The 18515-nt window shown below is 67.5% G+C and carries 18 protein-coding genes; 1 reads left to right on the top strand and 17 read right to left on the bottom strand.

Annotated elements, in window-relative coordinates; translation table 11 throughout:
• Position 1: 1 nt before the first annotated feature.
• Positions 2-1438, bottom strand: a complete 1437-nt coding sequence (gene sufB, locus OWM54_RS14140) for a Fe-S cluster assembly protein SufB (RefSeq protein WP_248542276.1) — start codon at positions 1436-1438, stop codon at positions 2-4.
• The gene (locus tag OWM54_RS14145; protein ID WP_141327699.1) at positions 1435-1947 is read right to left on the bottom strand and encodes an SUF system Fe-S cluster assembly regulator; all 513 of its coding nucleotides are present in this window, start codon (positions 1945-1947) and stop codon (positions 1435-1437) included. Before OWM54_RS14145 ends, sufB begins: the two co-directional genes overlap by 4 nt.
• Positions 1948-2131: 184 nt before the next feature.
• Between OWM54_RS14145 and OWM54_RS14150 the strand changes: the two genes are divergently transcribed.
• The gene (locus OWM54_RS14150; RefSeq protein WP_267697835.1) at positions 2132-3373 is read left to right on the top strand and encodes an ABC transporter substrate-binding protein; all 1242 of its coding nucleotides are present in this window, start codon (positions 2132-2134) and stop codon (positions 3371-3373) included.
• A 27-nt stretch (positions 3374-3400) separates the two neighbouring features.
• Here OWM54_RS14150 and OWM54_RS14155 read toward each other — a convergent pair whose 3' ends face one another.
• From OWM54_RS14155 to OWM54_RS14225, 15 genes are all read right to left on the bottom strand, one after another.
• The gene (locus OWM54_RS14155) at positions 3401-3577 is read right to left on the bottom strand and encodes a hypothetical protein (RefSeq protein ID WP_194869318.1); all 177 of its coding nucleotides are present in this window, start codon (positions 3575-3577) and stop codon (positions 3401-3403) included.
• Positions 3577-4575 carry a hypothetical protein gene (locus OWM54_RS14160; RefSeq protein WP_248542277.1) on the bottom strand — a complete coding sequence of 333 codons (999 nt, stop codon included), beginning with the start codon at positions 4573-4575 and terminating at the stop codon, positions 3577-3579. Before OWM54_RS14160 ends, OWM54_RS14155 begins: the two co-directional genes overlap by 1 nt.
• Positions 4576-4640: 65 nt before the next feature.
• Positions 4641-6188, bottom strand: a complete 1548-nt coding sequence (locus tag OWM54_RS14165; protein ID WP_267697836.1) for a TadE/TadG family type IV pilus assembly protein — start codon at positions 6186-6188, stop codon at positions 4641-4643.
• Positions 6164-6967, bottom strand: a complete 804-nt coding sequence (locus tag OWM54_RS14170; RefSeq protein ID WP_223746228.1) for a TadE/TadG family type IV pilus assembly protein — start codon at positions 6965-6967, stop codon at positions 6164-6166. The genes OWM54_RS14165 and OWM54_RS14170 overlap by 25 nt, the downstream gene beginning before the upstream one ends.
• A gap of 213 nt (positions 6968-7180) precedes the next feature.
• Positions 7181-7357, bottom strand: a complete 177-nt coding sequence (locus tag OWM54_RS14175) for a hypothetical protein (protein ID WP_223746227.1) — start codon at positions 7355-7357, stop codon at positions 7181-7183.
• A complete protein-coding gene (locus OWM54_RS14180) occupies positions 7357-8352 on the bottom strand; it encodes a hypothetical protein (protein ID WP_255665762.1) in 996 nt (331 codons plus the stop codon). Before OWM54_RS14180 ends, OWM54_RS14175 begins: the two co-directional genes overlap by 1 nt.
• Positions 8353-8411: 59 nt before the next feature.
• Entirely contained in the window at positions 8412-9968 is a 1557-nt protein-coding gene (locus OWM54_RS14185) for a hypothetical protein (RefSeq protein WP_267697837.1), read from the bottom strand.
• Entirely contained in the window at positions 9944-10747 is an 804-nt protein-coding gene (locus OWM54_RS14190) for a TadE/TadG family type IV pilus assembly protein (protein WP_420715331.1), read from the bottom strand. Before OWM54_RS14190 ends, OWM54_RS14185 begins: the two co-directional genes overlap by 25 nt.
• Positions 10748-11151: 404 nt before the next feature.
• The gene (locus OWM54_RS14195) at positions 11152-11334 is read right to left on the bottom strand and encodes a hypothetical protein (protein ID WP_141327720.1); all 183 of its coding nucleotides are present in this window, start codon (positions 11332-11334) and stop codon (positions 11152-11154) included.
• An 11-nt stretch (positions 11335-11345) separates the two neighbouring features.
• Positions 11346-12197 carry a hypothetical protein gene (locus tag OWM54_RS14200; RefSeq protein WP_267697839.1) on the bottom strand — a complete coding sequence of 284 codons (852 nt, stop codon included), beginning with the start codon at positions 12195-12197 and terminating at the stop codon, positions 11346-11348.
• Positions 12197-13327, bottom strand: coding sequence for a hypothetical protein (locus OWM54_RS14205; protein WP_223746221.1), 1131 nt, complete (start codon positions 13325-13327; stop codon positions 12197-12199). The genes OWM54_RS14200 and OWM54_RS14205 overlap by 1 nt, the downstream gene beginning before the upstream one ends.
• A complete protein-coding gene (locus OWM54_RS14210; RefSeq protein WP_267697840.1) occupies positions 13324-14892 on the bottom strand; it encodes a hypothetical protein in 1569 nt (522 codons plus the stop codon). Before OWM54_RS14210 ends, OWM54_RS14205 begins: the two co-directional genes overlap by 4 nt.
• Complete coding sequence (locus OWM54_RS14215; RefSeq protein ID WP_223746220.1) at positions 14868-15656, bottom strand: TadE/TadG family type IV pilus assembly protein; 789 nt, start codon at positions 15654-15656, stop codon at positions 14868-14870. The genes OWM54_RS14210 and OWM54_RS14215 overlap by 25 nt, the downstream gene beginning before the upstream one ends.
• Positions 15657-15938: 282 nt before the next feature.
• Positions 15939-17477: a DUF4388 domain-containing protein gene (locus OWM54_RS14220; RefSeq protein WP_267697841.1), complete on the bottom strand. Its 1539-nt coding sequence runs from the start codon at positions 17475-17477 to the stop codon at positions 15939-15941.
• A gap of 166 nt (positions 17478-17643) precedes the next feature.
• Positions 17644-18489: a tetratricopeptide repeat protein gene (locus tag OWM54_RS14225; RefSeq protein WP_223746218.1), complete on the bottom strand. Its 846-nt coding sequence runs from the start codon at positions 18487-18489 to the stop codon at positions 17644-17646.
• Between the last annotated feature and the right edge of the window lie 26 nt (positions 18490-18515).

Here is an 18515-nt window from a genome sequence, read left to right on the forward strand (position 1 = left end):
CCTACCCCACGCTCCCTTCCAGACTCACTCCGAGCAGCTTCTGCGCTTCCACCGCGAACTCCATGGGGAGCTCCTTGAAGACCTGCCGGCAGAAGCCATTCACAATCATCGACACCGCGTCCTCCTGGGAGATGCCGCGCTGCCTGCAATAGAAGAGCTGGTCCTCGCCAATCTTCGACGTGGAGGCCTCGTGCTCCACCTGCGCGGACGCGTTCTTCACCTCGATGTACGGCACCGTGTGGGCGCCGCACTTGTCACCCAGGAGCAGCGAGTCGCACTGCGTATAGTTGCGCGCGTCCTGGGCGCTCTTGAGCACCTTCACCAGCCCCCGGTACGTGTTCTGTCCCCGCCCCGCGCTGATGCCCTTGGACACGATGGTGGAGCGGGTGTTCTTCCCGATGTGCACCATCTTCGTGCCCGTGTCCGCCTGCTGCAGGTTGTTGGTGAGCGCCACCGAGTAGAACTCGCCCACCGAGTCATCCCCCTTGAGGATGACGCTCGGGTACTTCCACGTAATCGCCGAGCCCGTCTCCACCTGCGTCCACGAAATCTTCGCCTTCTCGTGCGCGATGCCACGCTTGGTGACGAAGTTGTAGATGCCGCCCTTGCCCTCGGCGTCGCCGGGGTACCAGTTCTGCACCGTGGAGTACTTGATGGTGGCCCCCTTGAGCGCCACCAGCTCCACCACCGCCGCGTGCAGCTGGTTGGTGTCGCGCTGGGGCGCCGTGCAGCCCTCCAGGTAGCTCACGTAGGAGCCCTCGTCCGCGACGATGAGCGTGCGCTCGAACTGGCCCGTCTCCGCCGCGTTGATGCGGAAGTACGTGGACAGCTCCATCGGGCACCTCACGCCCTTGGGCACGTAGACGAACGAGCCGTCGCTGAACACCGCCGAGTTGAGCGCCGCGAAGAAGTTGTCCGAGTGCGGCACCACCGTGCCCAGGTACTTCTTGAGCAGCTCCGGGTGCTCGCGCACCGCCTCCGAGAACGAGCAGAAGATGACGCCCGCCTTGGCGAGCTTGTCCTTGAACGTCGTCGCCACGGACACCGAGTCGAACACCGCGTCCACCGCGACGTTCTGCAGTCGCTTCTGCTCCTCGAGCGGGATGCCGAGCTTCTCGTAGGTGCGCAGAATCTCCGGGTCCACCTCGTCCAGGCTGTCCTTCTTCGGCTTGAAGCGCGGCGCCGAGTAGTAGCTGATGGCCTGGTAGTCGATGGGGCGGTACGTCACCGCCTGCCACGTGGGCTCGCGCAGCGTGAGCCAGTGGCGGAAGGACTTCAGGCGCCACTCGAGCAGGAAGGCCGGCTCGCCCTTCTTCTCGGACAGCGCGCGGATGACGTCCTCGTTCAGGCCGGGCGGGAAGGTGTCCGCCTCCACGGCGGAGACGAAGCCCGCCGCGTACGGGCGGCGCGTCAGCTCCTGAAGGGTGTCGGTGGTCATGAGCGAACTCCTGTCACGGATGAAGTCGTCGGGGGGGCGTTGGGGCTCGTGGGCCGCGAGGGCACGCCCAGGCCCACCAGCCGCTCCGGCATGCGCGGCGCCGGGGCGATGAGGTCCGCCAGCGTCAGGCGCGCCAGCGACTCCTGGATGGCCTGGTTGATGAGGCGCCAGTGGCCGCGCACCTGGCACACCGCCTCCAGCTCACAGGGCGCGCCGCCAGTGGGATGCACGCCACACTCGGTGAGCGACACCGGGCCCTCCAGCGAGGCCACCAGCTCCGCCAGCGACAAGGACGCCGGCGGCCGCGCCAGGCCATAGCCTCCGTTGGCGCCGCGGTGGGACACCACGAGGCCCGCTTGAAGCAGGCCCTTGAGCACCTTGCTGGCCGAGGGCAATGGCACACGGGTGCGTGCCGCCAGCTCGCGAGTGGTGCGGGTGCCACCCTCCGCGCGAGCCAGCTCGGTCATCAGCACGATGCCGTAGTCGGTCATCTTGCTCATCCGAAGCATGCGGGACGCTCTCTCCTCTCTGGGTCCATTCCCACGCGGGCCCTCCAGCCCGCCGGGGCGTCATATGTAATCTGGACCGTTTCAGTCCACATTGCATTTTGACGGAAGGCGGGCGGCCCTGCGGTTGGAGGGCTTCTGGGACAGGGCTAGGGTGAAGCCCCTGTCACCTGGAGGGAATCCGCCGATGCGTCATCTGCTGCTCCTGGCCACCCTGGCACTGAGTCTGGCGGGCTGTGAGAAGAAGTCCGCGCCCACCCCCACCGACGCCCCGCCGAGCGGCCAGGCCACGGCTCCCCAAGGCTCCCAGGAGGGCACTCCAGCGCAGGCGCCCACCCAGCCGGGCGCTCAGGCGCAGGCGGATGGGGACTCGGGCCCCATCGTGGTGGGTGAGGTGGGCAGCCTCACGGGCAGTGAGGCCACGTTCGGCGTGTCGGCGCGCAACGGCATCGAGCTGGCGCTGGACGAGGCCAACGCCGCTGGCGGCGTGAAGGGCCGCAAGGTGGTGGTGCGCGTGTACGACAGCCAGGGACGCCCGGAGGAAGGGGCGCAGGCGGCGACGCGGCTGATTACCCAGGACAAGGTGGTGGCGATTCTTGGCGAGGCGGCCTCGTCGGTGTCCATGGCGATGGCGGAGAAGGCGCAGGCGGGCAAGGTGCCCATGATTACGCCCACGTCGACGAGCGCCGAGGTGACGAAGAAGGGCGACTACATCTTCCGCGTCTGCTTCATCGACGAGTTCCAGGGCCTGGTGATGGCGAAGTTCGCGCGCGAGAACCTGAAGCTGTCGCGGGTGGCGGTGCTCACGGACAACAAGAGCGCGTTCTCCATGGGGCTCGCCAACGTCTTCACCGCGAAGTTCCAGGAGTTCGGCGGACAGGTGGTGGGGACGGAGAGCTACTCGAAGGGGGACACGGACTTCCGCGCGCAGCTGACGGCCATCAAGCAGTTGAAGCCGGAGGCGGTGTTCGTGCCGGGCTACTACACGGACGTGGGCATCATCGCGCGGCAGGCGCGCGAGGTGGGCCTGAAGGTGCCGCTCCTGGGTGGCGACGGGTGGGACTCCGACAAGCTGTTCGAGCTGGGCGGGTCCGCGCTGGAGGGCAGCTACTTCTCCAACCACTACTCGCCGGGCAACCCGGACCCGGTGCTCCAGTCGTTCCTGGCGCGCTACAAGGCCCGCTACGGCAGCGTGCCGGACAGCGTGGCGGCGCTGGCGTACGACGCGGGCCGGGTGCTGGTGGAGGCGATGAAGCGCGCCCCGGACCTGAGCGGCCCGTCGCTGCGCGACGCCATCGCGGTGACGAAGGACTTCCCGGGCGTCGCGGGGCGAATCACGCTGGACGCCAACCGCGACGCGGTGAAGGAGGCCGTCGTGCTGAAGGTCGCCGGCGGCAAGGCGGAGTTCGTCACCACCGTGACGCCGTAGCGGTGACGCGTGCCCGGTCCCCCGTCCTCACGGGATGGGGGACTGGATGACGTAGTAGATGGAGTTGAAGTAGCGGTGCAGCGCGTTGAGGAGCTGGACCAGGAAGGGCCAGCCCACCGTGGTGATGCCGAGCAAGGCGGCGGAGACGACGGCGTACTCCACCATGGATTGGCCTCGGCGATTGCGTCGCGTGAGCGAGGCCATCAGCACTTCCCCGGCTGCTGGCAGCCCATGTAGTACTCGCCGCGCGCTTGCGCCGTGGCCTGGTTGTTGTTGGCTTCCCAGTCGCGCCACTCGTTGTTGAAGTAGGTGCCGGCACCATCGCCCTGGTCGATGCGCTGGGTGGGCGCGTTGCTTCCAGTCTGGGCCTTGATGGAAATGCTCACGTTGCGCGGGTCATCTCCGGCATCGTTGTCCAGTTGCAGGGAGGTATCGAGCAACTTCCGTTGGATGGCCTGCCGGACCAGCTGCTCCGCGGCGGGAGACATCTGAGTGAAGCCCGAGTTCTCCTGGCTCGAATAGATGTGAGCCACACGCACGTAGACGTTGGTCGGCTCGGTGTCCTTCACGCCAGGCTCCGTGTTCTGCGGCGTCGTCAGCGCCCACGTGTCGGTGACCAGGGCGATGCGCTCCCACGGGAGGTAGTAGGTATCCTTGGTTCGATCTCCCTTGGCCTCCGCGTTGTCGTGGACGTCGCCGTCCTTGTGCTCCTTCGCGAGGTCGACCTGGGAGAACTCCTGGAGGAAGGTGGTCGGGAGCAGGTAGTTCTGGACGCCGCTGCGCGACGAGCATCGGATGAGCCCACCTCGATTGAACTGGCGCATGTACGAGGCATGCAGCGTCACCCCGTAGCTTCCGACAGCGTTCTGGTCGACCGTGCACTCCACCTGCTGCGCCTCGGGATGCATCCAGCAGGCATGTGCTACCAATTCCTGATGGTGATGCATGGTCCGCAGCCGGCACTCGGGAGGGTCGGTCTGATAGCTGTCGATTCCCGACTCATGGTCGCAATACATCTGTCGCGCGAGTCCCTGCGTCTGGCCGAAACCCGCGAAGGCCTCTCCCCCCGTCGGCTCCGCCGCGTAATCCGACACGGCGTAGTCCCAGATGGTGGACAGCGCGGTCTCCTGGGCGTCCAACGTGTGGCGCAGGAGGTCATCCAGGAAGATGGCGTACATGAAGACGGGGATGATGACGAGCATGCACAGCGCCGTCTCCACCGCGGCTGAGCCCCGAGCGCTCCTCGTCCCTCGTCGCGTCCGAGTCCTCACAGCGACACCCCCGGTGCATCCGCGATGGTCGACGCATCGGAGTTGCCCGAATCCTCGAGAACCCGCTTCGCCTCGGGCGCCGTGAAGGGGTGCAACTTGGCGCGCCAGTAGGGGGAGAAGAGGTTGGGCGCCTCCGTCCAGCCTCCCTGCTTGAAGCGGTGGTAGTACACGAGCGACTTGGACATGGCGGTGCCATCGGCCGCCGACAACGTCAGGCTCCCCCTGCCCTGCCCGCCGTGCTGGAACCTGACGGAGCGCGAGCTGTTGAGCTCCCAGGGCGCCGTCTGAGGGTCCCCTACGTTCAGCCTCATCGAGTAGTAGCTGTAGACCCGGGGCTGCCCCCAGTCGCGCGCCGAGCTCGGGTTCGCGCGGTACTTCATGAAGCAGTTGCCCGAGCCGGCGCACGACGTGAGCGCCTTCGCGTTCGTCCCCTCGAAGCGGTGTTGCCCCACATGCTGCCGACCGCCGTTCTCGTGACCTCCACCATTGGCGTCACTCCAGACGACGGTGTCGTAGTCCGAGGACACCAGGTTGTGCTTCCACTGGTGTTGGACGGAGCCCTTCTCGGCGCCGGCGATGGTGGTGCCCTGGTTTCCACTCCTCGAGCCCTCGCTGAAGACCCTGGACTTGTTCTGCACCGCCTTGGCGGAGCCGTCGTGCTGGAGCACCGTGTAATTGCCCTCGCCCGGGATGTCCTTGAGCTTCTTGAGGAAGTCCGGGTGAAGATGCTTGGGTGGCTTGCCATTGCGGTTGGCAGGCCAGTCCGAGCGGCTCGCATTCCCGATCTCCGTGACCACGCGGGCACGCGCCTCGGGCGACGTGTTGGCGACACTTCCCTGGCACTCCATGCCATCCACGGCGCAGTTGAACTCGTTGGCGTTCAGGCTCCCGACCGCCGATGCCAGCTCACTGACATTGGGGGCGGTATCCCCCTTGAGTCTGGACAAGCCATGGCTCGAGCCATCCTTGACGGCCTGGAGGGTCTTCTCATGCACTTCCCGCTGGGACGTATGGATGTTGTCGACCATGAGGTCCATGCCCTGCATCGCCGTACGGAAGCTCGGTTCGAGGCCGCGGACGTTGCTGTCGACCATCAGCGCATCCTTTTCGAACCGATTGGCGATCTTCTTGGCCTCGGCAGCATGCTTGCAGTGGTCACACGAGAAGCGGCAGGCGACGCACAAGGCCATCTCGATACGGAAGATCTTGTCGAAGTTGTCCTTGCCCGCCCGCAGCATCTCACCCGTGACACTCGCGGCGGCCATATAGCCGTGCAGGCTGTTCATCGCCACGTAGGAGCCCGCGACAGCCCGGTTGCTGACCGCGTAGTAGTTGAGCGCCCGGGCCTCCAGCACCGCCATGGAGAACGACATGGAGTCACTATGTTGCTGCAGGCTCATCTTCTGCCGCAGCGCATGACTCAAGTTGAAGCTGAGCGTCACCATCAACGCCAGCACCAGGAAGGACAAGGAGCCCAGCACGATGGCCTGCCCGCGCTGGCGGCGCAGCCCTGGCCGGCTCAGTAGGAGAACGGGAAGAGACATGCGTTCCTCGAGGGGATGTCCGACGTATTGAGATACAGATTCGACTGCATCCGCATGGTGTAGGTGGCACGGATGGGAGCGATGTAGACCCCCTTCGATGCCGCACCTTCGTAGGGCCCCTCTCCCGTGGAGACGCTCCCGAACCTGCGCTGAGCCACCTTGGACCGTTCATCGTCCTTCACCTGCCCCAACCGCAGCGACATGTGCAGGTCCCGCCCCCGTGCCGCGTAGTAGATGACCCGGTCCGCGAACGGAATGATGAGCCTGTAGTTGAACGTCACCTGCACGCGCAGCTTGGTGCGTTGGCTCTGTCGCCAATTGTCGGAGGTGGCATTGTCGGGGTCGTCGAAGTCCAGCTCGCCACTCCCACCGCCCAGGTCCTCGCGGGTGGGCCCGCAGATGGTGACCTCGGCGTACTTCAGGCCAACCTTGTCCATCCGGTTGCCCGCCATCTCGTTCCACTTGTCCGTGAACTCCTGGCCACTGCCCACCGGACGCACATACTCGATGCCGTCGGGTCCCTCAGCGCGCTTGGCCAGCATCGGCAGGAGCACGGCGACCGCGGCCTTCTCCATCTCCGCGACGCTGGCATTGTGGATGGAGCCAGCCCGCACCGCCTTGTAGGCCGCGTACTTCGTGAGCAGCCGCGCCTGGTGCATCAGCCCGAGCTGCAGGATGCCCAGGATGAGGAACACGAAGAGCGGCAGGACAACCGCGGTCTCCACCGCGGACTGCCCGGACTGCGCCCTCGCGGGATGTGAGCGGAAGGGGCATCGCATCCATCAATCACTACCACGCACACGGAAACAGCCACAAAGCCAGGGGCTCAAATCTCCCATTCCTGGCCTGCAATGTCCTGCGCCGCACACCCATGACAACCACACATTGGGACGAACCCACTCCAGCAGCCCGCCTGCCCGCCCGCAGCTCGAAGACTGTCTTTCGGGAAACCCGTAAGGATTCACCGTCCACCCTCCAGACAGGCAGCGCCCCTACGGAATGGGCGACTGGATGACGTAGTAGATGGAGTTGAAGTAGCGGTGCAGCGCGTTGAGCAGTTGCACGAGGAACGGCCAGCCCATCACGGTGAAGCCCATCAGCGCCGCGGTGACGACGGCGTACTCCACCATGGCCTGGCCGCGAGGCTTGCGTCGGTTCAGCACGGCCATCAGCACTTCCCCGGCTGCTTGCAGCCCATGTAGTAGTTGCCCCGCTGCCGCGCGGTGGCCTGGTTGTTGTTCACCTCCCAGTCGCGCCACTCGTTGTTGAAGTAGGTGGCGGGGGTCAGTCCCTGGATGACGATTTGCGACGGGGCGCCGCCGTTCTGCGGCTGGATGGAGAGGCTGACGTCACGCGGGTCGTCGCCGGGGGTGTGGTTGAGCGCCAGGCTGGAGGCGAGCAGGTTGCGGTCGATGGCCTGTTTGACGAGCTCCTCGGAGGCGGACGCCATCTGCGGGTAGCCCGAGTTCTCCTGGTTCGAGTAGAGCTGCTGCACGCGCGCGTAGAGGTCACCCTCCTCCTTCTGTCCCTCCCCGGGCGAGAAGCTCTGGCCCTTGGTGAGGGCCCACGTGTCCGTCACCAGCGCGATGTACTCCCACGGGAGCAGGTAGGTGTCCTTCTCGCTCCCTCCCTGGGAGTTGCTGTGGACCTGCCCCTTGTTCTGCTTCTGCTCCTTCGCGAGGTCCACCTGCGAGAACTCCTGGAGGAACGTCGTGGGGAGCAGGTAGTTCTGGACGCTGCTGCGCGCCGAGCAGCGGATGAGCCCTCCCTTGTTGAACTGCCGCATGTAGGCGGCGTGCAACGTGACGCCGTAGCTCCCGACAGCGTTCTGGTCCACCGAGCAGTACACCTGCTTGGCCTCCGGATACAGCCAGCACGCATGGGCCACCACATCCTGGTGGTGGCGCACGTCGTTGTCGCACTCGGGCCCCTTGCCGGGGCCGTAGCTGTCCAGCCCCGATTCGTGGTCACAGAACATCTGCCGGGCCAGGCCCTGCGTCTGACCGAAGTTCGCGAAGGCCTCACCGCCCTCCGGCCTGGCCGCGTAGTCCGACACCGCGTAATCCCAGACGGTGGACACCACGGTCTCCTGGGCGTCCAGGACGTGCTTCAACAGGTCGTCCAGGAAGATGGCGTACATGAACACGGGGATGATGACGAGCATGCACAGCGCCGTCTCCACCGCGGCCGAGCCCCTCGTGAGACGGCTTCCGGTCCTGGCGCTCACAGCGACACCTCCGGCGCCTCGACGATGGCGACCGCGTCCGAGTTGCCCGCCTCCTCCAGCACCTTCTTCGCCTCATCGGGCTTGAACGGATGCAGCTTCACACGCCAGTAGGGCGCGAAGAGGTTGGGGGGCTCCGACCAGCCGCCCTGCTTGAAGCGGTGGTAGTAGACCAGGGACTTCGACAGGCTCATGCCATCGGCCGCGGACAGCGTCAGGCTGCCGGTGCCCTGCTCGCCATGCGTGAACTTCACGCTGCGGGAGTTGTTGAGCTCCCAGGGGGCCTCGCGCGGGTTCCCCACGTTCAGCTTCATCGTGTAATAGCTGTAGACGCGCGGCTGGCCCCAGTCGCGTTCCGAGTCGGGGTTGGCGCGGTACTTCATGAAGCAGTTGCCCGAGCCGGCGCACGACGTGAGCGCCTTCGCGTTCGTCCCCTCGAAGCGATGCTGCCCCGAGTGCGCCATCAGCACCGTGTGGCCTCCGCCCCTGTCGTCGCTCCAGATGTTGGCCAGGTAGGGCGCGGTCGCCGGGGTGGCGTCCTCCCACGACAACTGGGCGAGGGCCCCCGTCTCGTTGGCCGCCACGGTGGTGCCCTGGTTGCCCCCCATCTGTCCCGGCAGGTAGACGCCCAGCATGTTCTGCACCGTCTTCGACGAGCCGAAGTGACCGACGAACTGGTGCGTCCCCTTGTTGTTGGGGATGGTCTTGAACTCCTCGAGGAACTTCTCGTGCAGGTGGTTGGGCGGCAGGCCCTTGCGGTTGGCGGGCCAGGCCGAGCGACTCGCATTGCCAATCTCCGTCACCACGCGCGCGCGCGCCTCGGGCGAGGTGTTCGCCACGCTGCCCTGGCACTCCATCCCGTCCACGGCGCAGTTGAACTCGTTGGCGTTGAGCGCCCCCACCCCCGACGCCAGGTCGCTGACCTCCGGCACCGTCTGCGTCTTCAGCAGGGAGAGGCCATGGCTCGAGCCGTCCTTCACCGCCTGCAGCGTCTTCTCATGCACCTCCCGCTGCGAGGTGTGGATGTTGTCCACCATGAGGTCCAGGCCCTCCATGGCGTTCTTGAACTTGCCCTCCAGGCCCCGGACGTCCCGGTCGTACATCAAGGACTGCTTGGCGAACTTGGCGGCGATCTGTCCCGCCTCGACGGCGTGCTGGCAGCAGGGGCACTTCCCCTGACAGGCGGCGCACTTGGCGGCCTCGGAGGCGGCGATGGCCGTGAAGTTCACCCCGCCCGCGCGCAGCATCTCGCCGGTGACGCTCGCGGCCGCCATGTACGCGTGCAGGCTGTTCATCGCCACGTAGGAGCCGGCGATGGCCCGGTTGCTGACCGCGTAGTAGTTGAGCGCGCGCGCCTCCAGCACGCCCATGGAGAACGCCATCGCGTCGCCGTGCTGCTGCAGGGACATCTTGCGGCGCAGCGCGTGGCTCAGGTTGAAGCTCAGCGTCACCATCAGCGCCAGGACGAGGAACGACAGCGAGCCCAGGACGATGGCCTGCCCGCGAGGAGAGCGGCGACGCGGCCGGCGACTCAGTATGCGAACGGGAAGAGGCATGCGTTCCTCGAGGGCAGGTCGTCGGTGTTGGTATAGAGGTTCGACTGCATCCGCATGGTGTAGGTGGCGCGGATGGGGGCGATGTAGATGCGCTTGGACGCGGCGGCGTCGTAGGGGCCCTCGCCGGTGGAGGCGCTCCCGAACTTCCGGACGGCCACCTTGCTCTTCTCCGTGCCCTTCACCTCGCCCATGCGAATCACCATGGGCATGTCGCGGGCACGTGCGGCGTTGAAGATGACCCAGTCCGCGAACGGGACGACCAGCCGGAAGTTGAACGTGACCTGGATGCGCAGCTTGGTGCGGTGGCTCTGCTTCCAGTCAGCGGAGGTGGCGTTGTCCGGGTCGTCGAAGTCCACCTCGCCGCCGCTCCCGCCCGCGTCCGCCTTCGTCGGCCCGCAGATGGTGACCTCGGCGTACTTCAGCTCCGTGTCCGCCATCTTGTTGTCCTTGAGCTCCTTCCACTTGTCCGCGAACTGCTGCCCGCTGCCCACCGGCCGCACGTACTCGATGCCCCCCTGGCCGGACGCGCGCTGGGCGAGCATGGGCAGCAGCACGGCGACGGCCGCCTTCTCCATCTCCCGCACGTTCGCGTTGTGGATGGAGCCAGCCCGCACCGCCTTGTAGGCCGCGTACTTCGTGAGCAGCCGCGCCTGGTGCATCAGCCCCAACTGCAGGATACCCAGGATGAGGAACACGAAGAGCGGCAGGACAATCGCGGTCTCCACCGCGGACTGCCCGGACTGCGCCCTCGCAAGATGTAAGCGGAAGGAGCATCGCATCCATCAATCACTACCACGCACGCAGAAAGAACCACAAAAGCCGAGGATTCGATTCTTCCACCCCTGACCGGGAATGTCCTGCGCCTCACATCAATGACAGCCATGAATGGACAAAGCCATCCCAGCCTCCCCGCCTGCCTGCCCGCAGCCACATCAAACAAATACAGGCAACGACCTCGGGGGAATCCACGACATGACGACGCCTCCGCGACACTTCATCGCCCTGGAGGGCAATGAGGTGGCTGTCTTTCGGAAAACACGTAAGGGTTTCCCGTCCGCCCTCCAGGCAGCCGGCGCCCACGCGCGCGAACGCGAATCAACCAGACAGGAATGAAACAGCCCGGTCGAATCCAGCGCGCCAGGAGCGCGCGACTCGTCCCGGGCCAGGGGTTGCCGCCGGCGCCCTACGGAATGGGCGACTGGATGACGTAGTAGATGGAGTTGAAGTACCGGTGCAGCGCGTTCAGCAACTGCACGAGGAACGGCCAGCCCATCACGGTGAAGCCCATCAGCGCCGCGGTGACGACGGCGTACTCCACCATCGACTGGCCCCGGGCACGCCCCTGCTTCCTCAGCGACTTCTCCACCACGGCCTCCTTCATGGCACAGCCCCGCGCTGCAGCAGCGACAGCTGGAGCTCCACGCCCGGCTCGGGCAGCTTCAGGCGCAGCGTGGCGCGACCCATCGTCGTCCCCCGCATCACCTCGAACCCGATGCCACCGGCGTCCATCGGCTCCACCGCCCCCACCTCCCAGCCCTTCTCCTTCAACAGCGCCCGGTACGTCTCCCCCACCGCCTGGGGAGAGTCCCCCGGAAGCCTGCCCGACACCACGTGGTGCGCCGCGCCCTCCATGTCGAAGGACAGCGTCACCGGCCCGCTCAGCTCCGGCGGCAGCGGCATCCACGACGGCACCTTCGAGGCCCGCTTGAGCAGCGGCGCCACCTGCCCCGCCGACACGAAGCCCAGGGTCTCCCCGCCCTGCGCCAGCACGGACACCAGCCGCATCTCCTCCGTGGCCGGGCTCCAGTACCCCACCCAGCCGCCGTTCACCCCGTGCCGCTCGCCGAGCACCGGCAGCCCGTTGTCGAGCAGCACCTTGCGGTAGTGCTCCAGCACCTGCTCGGGCGTGTCCTGCGTGGTGAACCAGGCCACCGCGATGGGCACGTCCGGCCCCAGGTAGTCCACCGCGAGCAGCTCCGCGCGGCTCGCGCGCGGGTACGCCGGGAAGTGCACCAGCGCCCGCTTCAGCGCCGCCTCCTCCGCGGGCGAGCGGCCCGGCGCCTTCGCCGGAGGCGCGTCATCCAACGAGGGCGGAGGAGACCACTCCTCGGACACGTCCCGCCGCCCGTAGACGGCTCCCTCCCAGGCGAAGCCGATCAACGCGCCCACCACGGCCACGGAGAACAGCAGCGCGGGCACGCGAATGACCAGGCTCGACGACTTGGGCATCAGCAGCGCTCCGCCTGGGCGCAGCCCAGGTAGTTGTTCCCTCGCGCGTTGTGCGTCTTCTCGTTGTTGTTGCGGTCCCAGTCCCGCCACTCGCTGTTGAAGTACGTGGCGCTGCCGCCATTCTGGTTCATCGTCTGTGTCGGGCCGCCGCTGGACGGGAACGGGACGATGGAGAGGCTCGCCTCGCGCGGGTCATCCCCCGGCGGCATGTCATCCAGGCGGATGTCGCTGCTGAGCACCTCCTGCGTGGCCTCGTTGACGAACGCCTCCGCGGCCGAGGACATCTGCTCGTAGGCCGGGTTGTCTCCGCTCTTGTAGATCTGCGACACGCGCGCGTAGAGGTTCTCCTGGTCGCTGTCCTCGGTGCCCGGCTCGTAGCGGGCCTCCTTGGTGAGCGCCCACGTGTCCGTCACGATGGCGATGCGCTCCCAGGGCAGCAGGTAGACATCGCCCGCGAGGCCCCGCGGGTCGTCCTGCAAATCACCACCCTGCGCGTTGCTGTGGATGCCGTCGCTCTTCTTCTTCGTCTGGCGCGCCAGGTTCACCTGGCTGAAGTCCTGGAGGAAGGTGCGCGGCAACAGGTAGTTCTGCACGCCCAGGCGCGCCGAGCAGCGGATGACGCCGCCCTTGCCGAAGTCATCCATGTACGCCTGGTGCAGCGTCACGTTGTACGCGCCCGCGGGCCCACCACCGCCGCCGCCGTTCGGGTCCGCCTGGTTCAGCGTGCACTGCACCTGCTGCGCGCCCGGGTTGAGCCAGCACGCGTGCGCGGTGACTTCGGCGTGGTGGCCCTCGTCGTTCTCGCACTCGGGGCCCTTGCCGGGGCCGAAGCTGTCCAGGCCCGACTCGTGGTCGCAGTACTGGAGGCGCGCGTAGTACTGGGCGCCGTTGAAGCCATAGAAGGGCTCCTCCGCGCCGCCCTCGGGCGGAGGGTTCTTGGGCTTCGTCGGATAGTCCTGGACGGCGTAATCCCAGATGGTCGACAGCGCCGTCTCCTGCGAGTCCAGCGTGTGCCTCAGCAGGTCATCGACGAAGAGCGCGTACATGAACACGGGGATGATGACGAGCATGCACAGCGCCGTCTCCACCGCGGCCGCGCCGCGCCTCGCGCGTTGTCCATAAGTCTTCACAGGGCCACCCCGTCCACCTGGGACATCTGCGCCGCGTCCGAGTTGCCCGCCGCGTCCAGCACCTGCTGCGCATCCCCCTTGGTGAAGGGGTGCAGCTTGGCGCGCCAGTAGGGCGCGAAGAGGTTGGGCGCCTCCTTCCAGCCCTCCTCGCCGAAGCGGTGGTAGTAGACCAGGGACTTGGACATGGCCATGCCCTCGGTGGCCGCCACGGTGAGGCTGCCCTGGCCCTGCTGTCCGTGGGTGAGGCGCACCTGCGCGGACGAGTTGAGCTCCCACGGCGCCTGGCGCGTGTTGCCCACGCGGAAGGGCATGGACACGTAGCTGTAGACGCGCGGCTGGCCCCAGTCCCGGTCCGGGTCCGGGTTGGCGCGGAACTTCATGAAGCAGTTGCCGGAGCCCGCGCAGCCGGTGAGCGCGCGCGTGTTGACGCCCTCGAAGCGGTGCTGGCCGGAGTGCGCGCCGTTGTTCACGTGGCCACCGCCGCCGTCGTCGCTCCAGACCTCCGACTTGAAGTTGCTGGTGCCCACGCCGTGCTCCCAGCGGTGGAAGATGTTGCCCTCGTCCGACGCGGCCACCATGATGCCGTCGTTGCCGCCGGACTGGCCGCCCTGGGTGAGCTGCCCCTTGCTCTTCACCGTCTTGGCGGTGCCCTTGGTGCCGGAGATGAGCTTCGTCGCCTCGTTGTCCGGAATCTCGTCCAGCTCATCGAAGAACTGCGAGTTGAGGTACTTGGGCAGGTTCGCGGACGCGCCGGCGCCGGGGCTGTCGCGGTTGGCGGGCCAGCCCGAGCGCGTGGCGTTGGCGATCTCCGTCATCACCCGCGCGCGGGCCTCGGGCGAGGTGTTGCTCTCGCTGCCCTGGCACTCCATGCCGTCCACGGCGCAGTTGAACTCGTTGGCGTTGATGGAGCCCACCGCGGAGACCAAATCCGTGGCGAGCGGCGCGGTGTAGTCGCGCAGCTGCCCCAGGCCGTGGCTCCTGCCGTCCTTCACCGCCTGGAGCGTCTTGTCGTGGACCTCGCGCTGGGCGGTGTGGATGTTGTCCACCATCAGGTCCAGGGCCTCCATGGCTTGACGGAAGTTGGACTCGAAGGCCTCCACCTTGTCGTCGTAGTCCTTGCCCGCGTCGCGGAAGTCGCCGGAAATCTTGAACGCCTCCGCCATGTGCTCGCAGTGGTCGCACATGAACTCGCAGGCGACGCACAGGCCGAACTCAATCATGGCGATCTGCATGAAGTTGTTCGACGACGCGCGCATCATCTGGCCGGTGAGGCTGGCGGCGGACATGTACGCGTGCAGGCTGTTCATCGCCACGTAGGAGCTGGCGATGGCCCGGTTGCTGACGGCGTAGTAGTTGAGCGCGCGCGCCTCCAGCACCGCCATGGAGAACGACAGCGTGTCGCTGTGCTGCTGCAGGGACATCTTGCGGCGCAGCGCGTGGCTCAGGTTGAAGCTCAGCGTCACCATCAACGCGAGGACGAGGAACGACAACGAGCCCAGGACGATGGCCTGCCCGCGCTGGCGGCGGCGGGCGGGCCGGCTCAGTAGGAGAACGGGAAGAGGCATGCGTTGCTCGCGGGCAGGGCGTTGGCGCCCAGGTACAGGTTGGACTGCATCCGCATGGTGTACGTGGTGCGGATGGGCATGATGTAGATGCCCTGGGAGGCGGCGCTCTCGTAGGGGCCCTCGCCCGTGGCGGCGCCGCCGAAGCGACGGGTGGACGTCTTGGATTGCTCCTCCGCCTTCATCTTCCCCATGCGCATCAGCATGGGCACCTCGCGGCCGCGCGCGGCCTTGTAGATGACCCAGTCCGCGAAGGGCACCACCAGCCGGTAGTTGAGCGTCAGCTGGATGCGCAGCTTGGTGCGGTGGTTCTCCCGCCAGCCGTCCGGGTGGATGTTGTCCGGGTCGTCGAAGTCGAACTCACCGCCGCCGGACACCTCCTCCTGCGTGGGGCCGCAGATGGTGACCTCGGCGTACTTGAGGTTCGCCCCGGGCATCTGGTTGTTCTTCAGCTCCTCGAACTTGGTCTCGAACTCCTGGGCGCTGCCGACGGGCTTGACGACCTCGATGCCCGCCTCGCCCGAGGTCCGGGTGCTGAGGATGGGCAGGAGCACCGCGAGCGCGGCGGCCTCCATGGTCTCCACCTTGGCGTTGTGCAGCGAGCCGGCGCGCACGGCCTTGTACGCGGCGTACTTCGCGAGCAGCCGCGCCTGGTGCATCAGCCCCAGCTGCAACGTGCCCAGGATGAGGAACACGAACAGCGGCAGGACGATGGCGGACTCCACCGCGGCCTGGCCTGATTGGGCCCTTGTGGGGACGGAACGCATCCAGCCTCGCTTCAGGAGCGGCCGCCCCACCGGGGGCTGCCGCCGGACGACAACAGGGTTGCACGGACCTTTAGATCTCGCGAATGAAGGGCCCGTTGTTGCGAGCCCCTTCCCCCCCTCTGGGAGCATCCCTCTCCTTGGGGGAAAATGCCGTGCGCGAAAGAGCCGTTCGGCCAGATGACCGATGGGTCCCGGGAAAACTCTCAGCGCCTGGAAAAGCGGGTGACGTGAAGAGACATCCATGCACCGCTCGGACGGCTGCTTTCGGGGGGATTGACCGGGCTAGCGGCGGCGGGCCATCTCCTGGATGAGCTCCACGTAGCGGCGGTTCTTGGGGTTGATCTTGAAGGCCTTGCGCAGGGCCTCGTCGGCCAGGGGCCACTGGCCCTCGCCCTGGGCCACCTCGCCCAGCAAGGCCCAGCCATCCTCCAGGCCGGGCTCCTGGCGGACCACCTCCTGGAGCTCCTGGAGGGCCAGCCGGCCGTGGGACTCGGGCTTCATCAGATACCGGGCCCAGGCGCGCCAGGCGTGGTGCAGGGGCTTGGGCTCGATGTCGCAGGCGTACTCGAAGTACTCGAACGCGCCGGCGTACTGCTTGTCGTTGAGGCGGCGGCGGGCCTCGTCGAACTGCGTCCTGGCGTCGAGCAAATCCGTGCGGATGCGGAACTGCTCGGCGGTGGAGGGGCGCCCGGTGGCGGTGCGCTCCTTCTCGCGGTGGGCGGCGCGGCGCTTCCGCCACAAGAGGTTCTGCTCCGCGTCGGACAGGGTGCCATAGGCGCGGGCGTAGGCGGCGAGCAGGGACTCGGCCTTCTCCTTGAGCTCGGGCGTCTGGAAGCGCAGGGGTGAGAAGCGCTCGGCCCAGGCGAGGAAGGCCCGGCGCAGCGGCAGGGGCTGCACGTCCTCGGGCACCTCCAGCAGCGCGAAGGGGTCCTTGGCGCGGTGCGCGAGGAAGGCCGACACCAGCGCGTCGCGCGTGGGCACGTCCTCGTCGCTGAAGGGCAGGCCCCGGGCGGCGACGGGCTCGGGCGCCACGGGCTCGGGAGGCGGGGCGGCCACGGGCACCGCGCGCGAGGACAGCTCCACGGCCCGGGCGTCCACGTCCTCCACGAAGCCCGCGACGCCCAGCAGGCACAGCGCGTACAGGCGGCGCAGGACGGTCTCCATGTCGAAGCCCGTGCGCTCCATCAGCTCGTTGAAGGTGGGGCGCTGGCGCAGCTGCTGGAGCAGCCGGGCGTCCTTGGACGACAGCTTGGGGCCCGACTCCACGGCGGGCATCTGCCCGAAGCGGCGCTCGTCGGTGAAGGTGAAGTGGGTGGCCACCGCGTCGAAGGGCATCACGCCCTCCACGCCCGTGAGGATGAGCTGCGCGGTGTTCATCCGCACGCTCGCGTCGGGCGTCTCCACGTCCGCGATGAGGCGGTACTTCGCGTCCACCCACCGGAAGCAGTCGAGCAGCTTGTGCGCCAGGTTCGCCTGCAGCTGCTTGTACAAGTCGAACGGGCTGATGAGCCCCTTCTGCACCAGCAGCCCGCCCATCTGCATGCCCGAGGAGACGCTCTCCGCCAGCGACTTCTGGTAGTCGGACTCGGACAGCTTGCCCTTCTCCACCAGGTACTTCCCCAGCGTCTCGTGGAGCAGGTTGGACTGGCACGCCACGGGCGAGCCTTCCTCGAAGAGGATGCGCTTCTCGCGCTGGCGCACCTTCAGCTCCAGCGTGCACGTGCGCTCCTCGGCCATCAGCGCCTGGAGCAGCAGCGGGAAGGGCGTGTCCGCGAGCAATCCCTCGCGCTGCCGGAGCACCTGCGACGGGGAGGGAAACATGGAGCGGGGCCTCGGCTGTGGACGCGGGGAGGGACGACGTCTTGAAGCCTACGCCCGTCCCGCCACTCCAGACATCCCCCGGCCCCAGGGCCCTTCACCAGGAGGTCCGAACAGCGAGCGGACCGGCCTCCACTCGCGGTCCTGGGGTCTGGGGCTACCCGGCGCGCTACTCGATTGGGGGCCCGGCCTCTTCCCATCCGGCGGCCGAGGGGGCCTCGCCCGGGGGGTAGCCCTCGCCGTAGCCGCCGCCGTAGCGGTGGGTGCGCTGGGTGAACAGGCCCATCTGGCGGGCCATCGTCGCGCCCGTGCCCAGCACCAGCGCGAGCAGCACCGCGTAGGTCAGCGGACGGCTGGGTCGGGACAGCCACGCCCACCGGCGCTCGCGGCGACGCTGGAAGCCCGGGGCGACGACGTACTCGTTCCACGCCGCGTCCCGAGCGCGCTTCGCGTCCGCGCTGCGCCCGTCCTTCGCCAGGGCCCGGGCGAGCAGGTAGCGGCCCTCCACCGAGCCCAGCCGCGTCGCGCAGAAGCGCTCCAGCGCCTCGATGGCGCCCTTCACCTCGCCGCGCTTCAATCGGAAGCGGCCGCGCTCCAGGTCGATGGCGCCCTGGCGGTAGCCGGCGTCCAGCTTCGCCGCCTCGTCCAGGAGCAGCTCGCCGCGCTGCGCGTCGCCCGCGCCCAGGTACGCGACGCCGAGCAGGAACAGGGTGTCCACGTCCTCGTCGCCCGCCTCCAGGTTGGGCTTGAGGATGTCCACGGCCTCCTCATAGCGCTTCTGCTCCACGCGGATGTCCGCCAGCTCGTGGCGCGCGCGGCGCTCGTGGGGGTTGGTGAGGATGGTCCCCGCCAGGTACCCGGCGCGCTGGAAGCGCTTCATCATGCGCACGGGGCTGGGCAACAGCCGCCACGTGAAGCGGTCCGCCACGAAGATGAAGACGATGACCAGGCCCAGCGACAACAGCGGGCTGCCCGTCAGCAGCGTCAGGAACATCCACAATAGCCACTTGCTCATACGCTCCTCGAAATCCCTCGCGCGCG

Source organism: Myxococcus sp. MISCRS1 (genome assembly GCF_026626605.1).
Lineage (GTDB): Bacteria > Myxococcota > Myxococcia > Myxococcales > Myxococcaceae > Myxococcus > Myxococcus fulvus.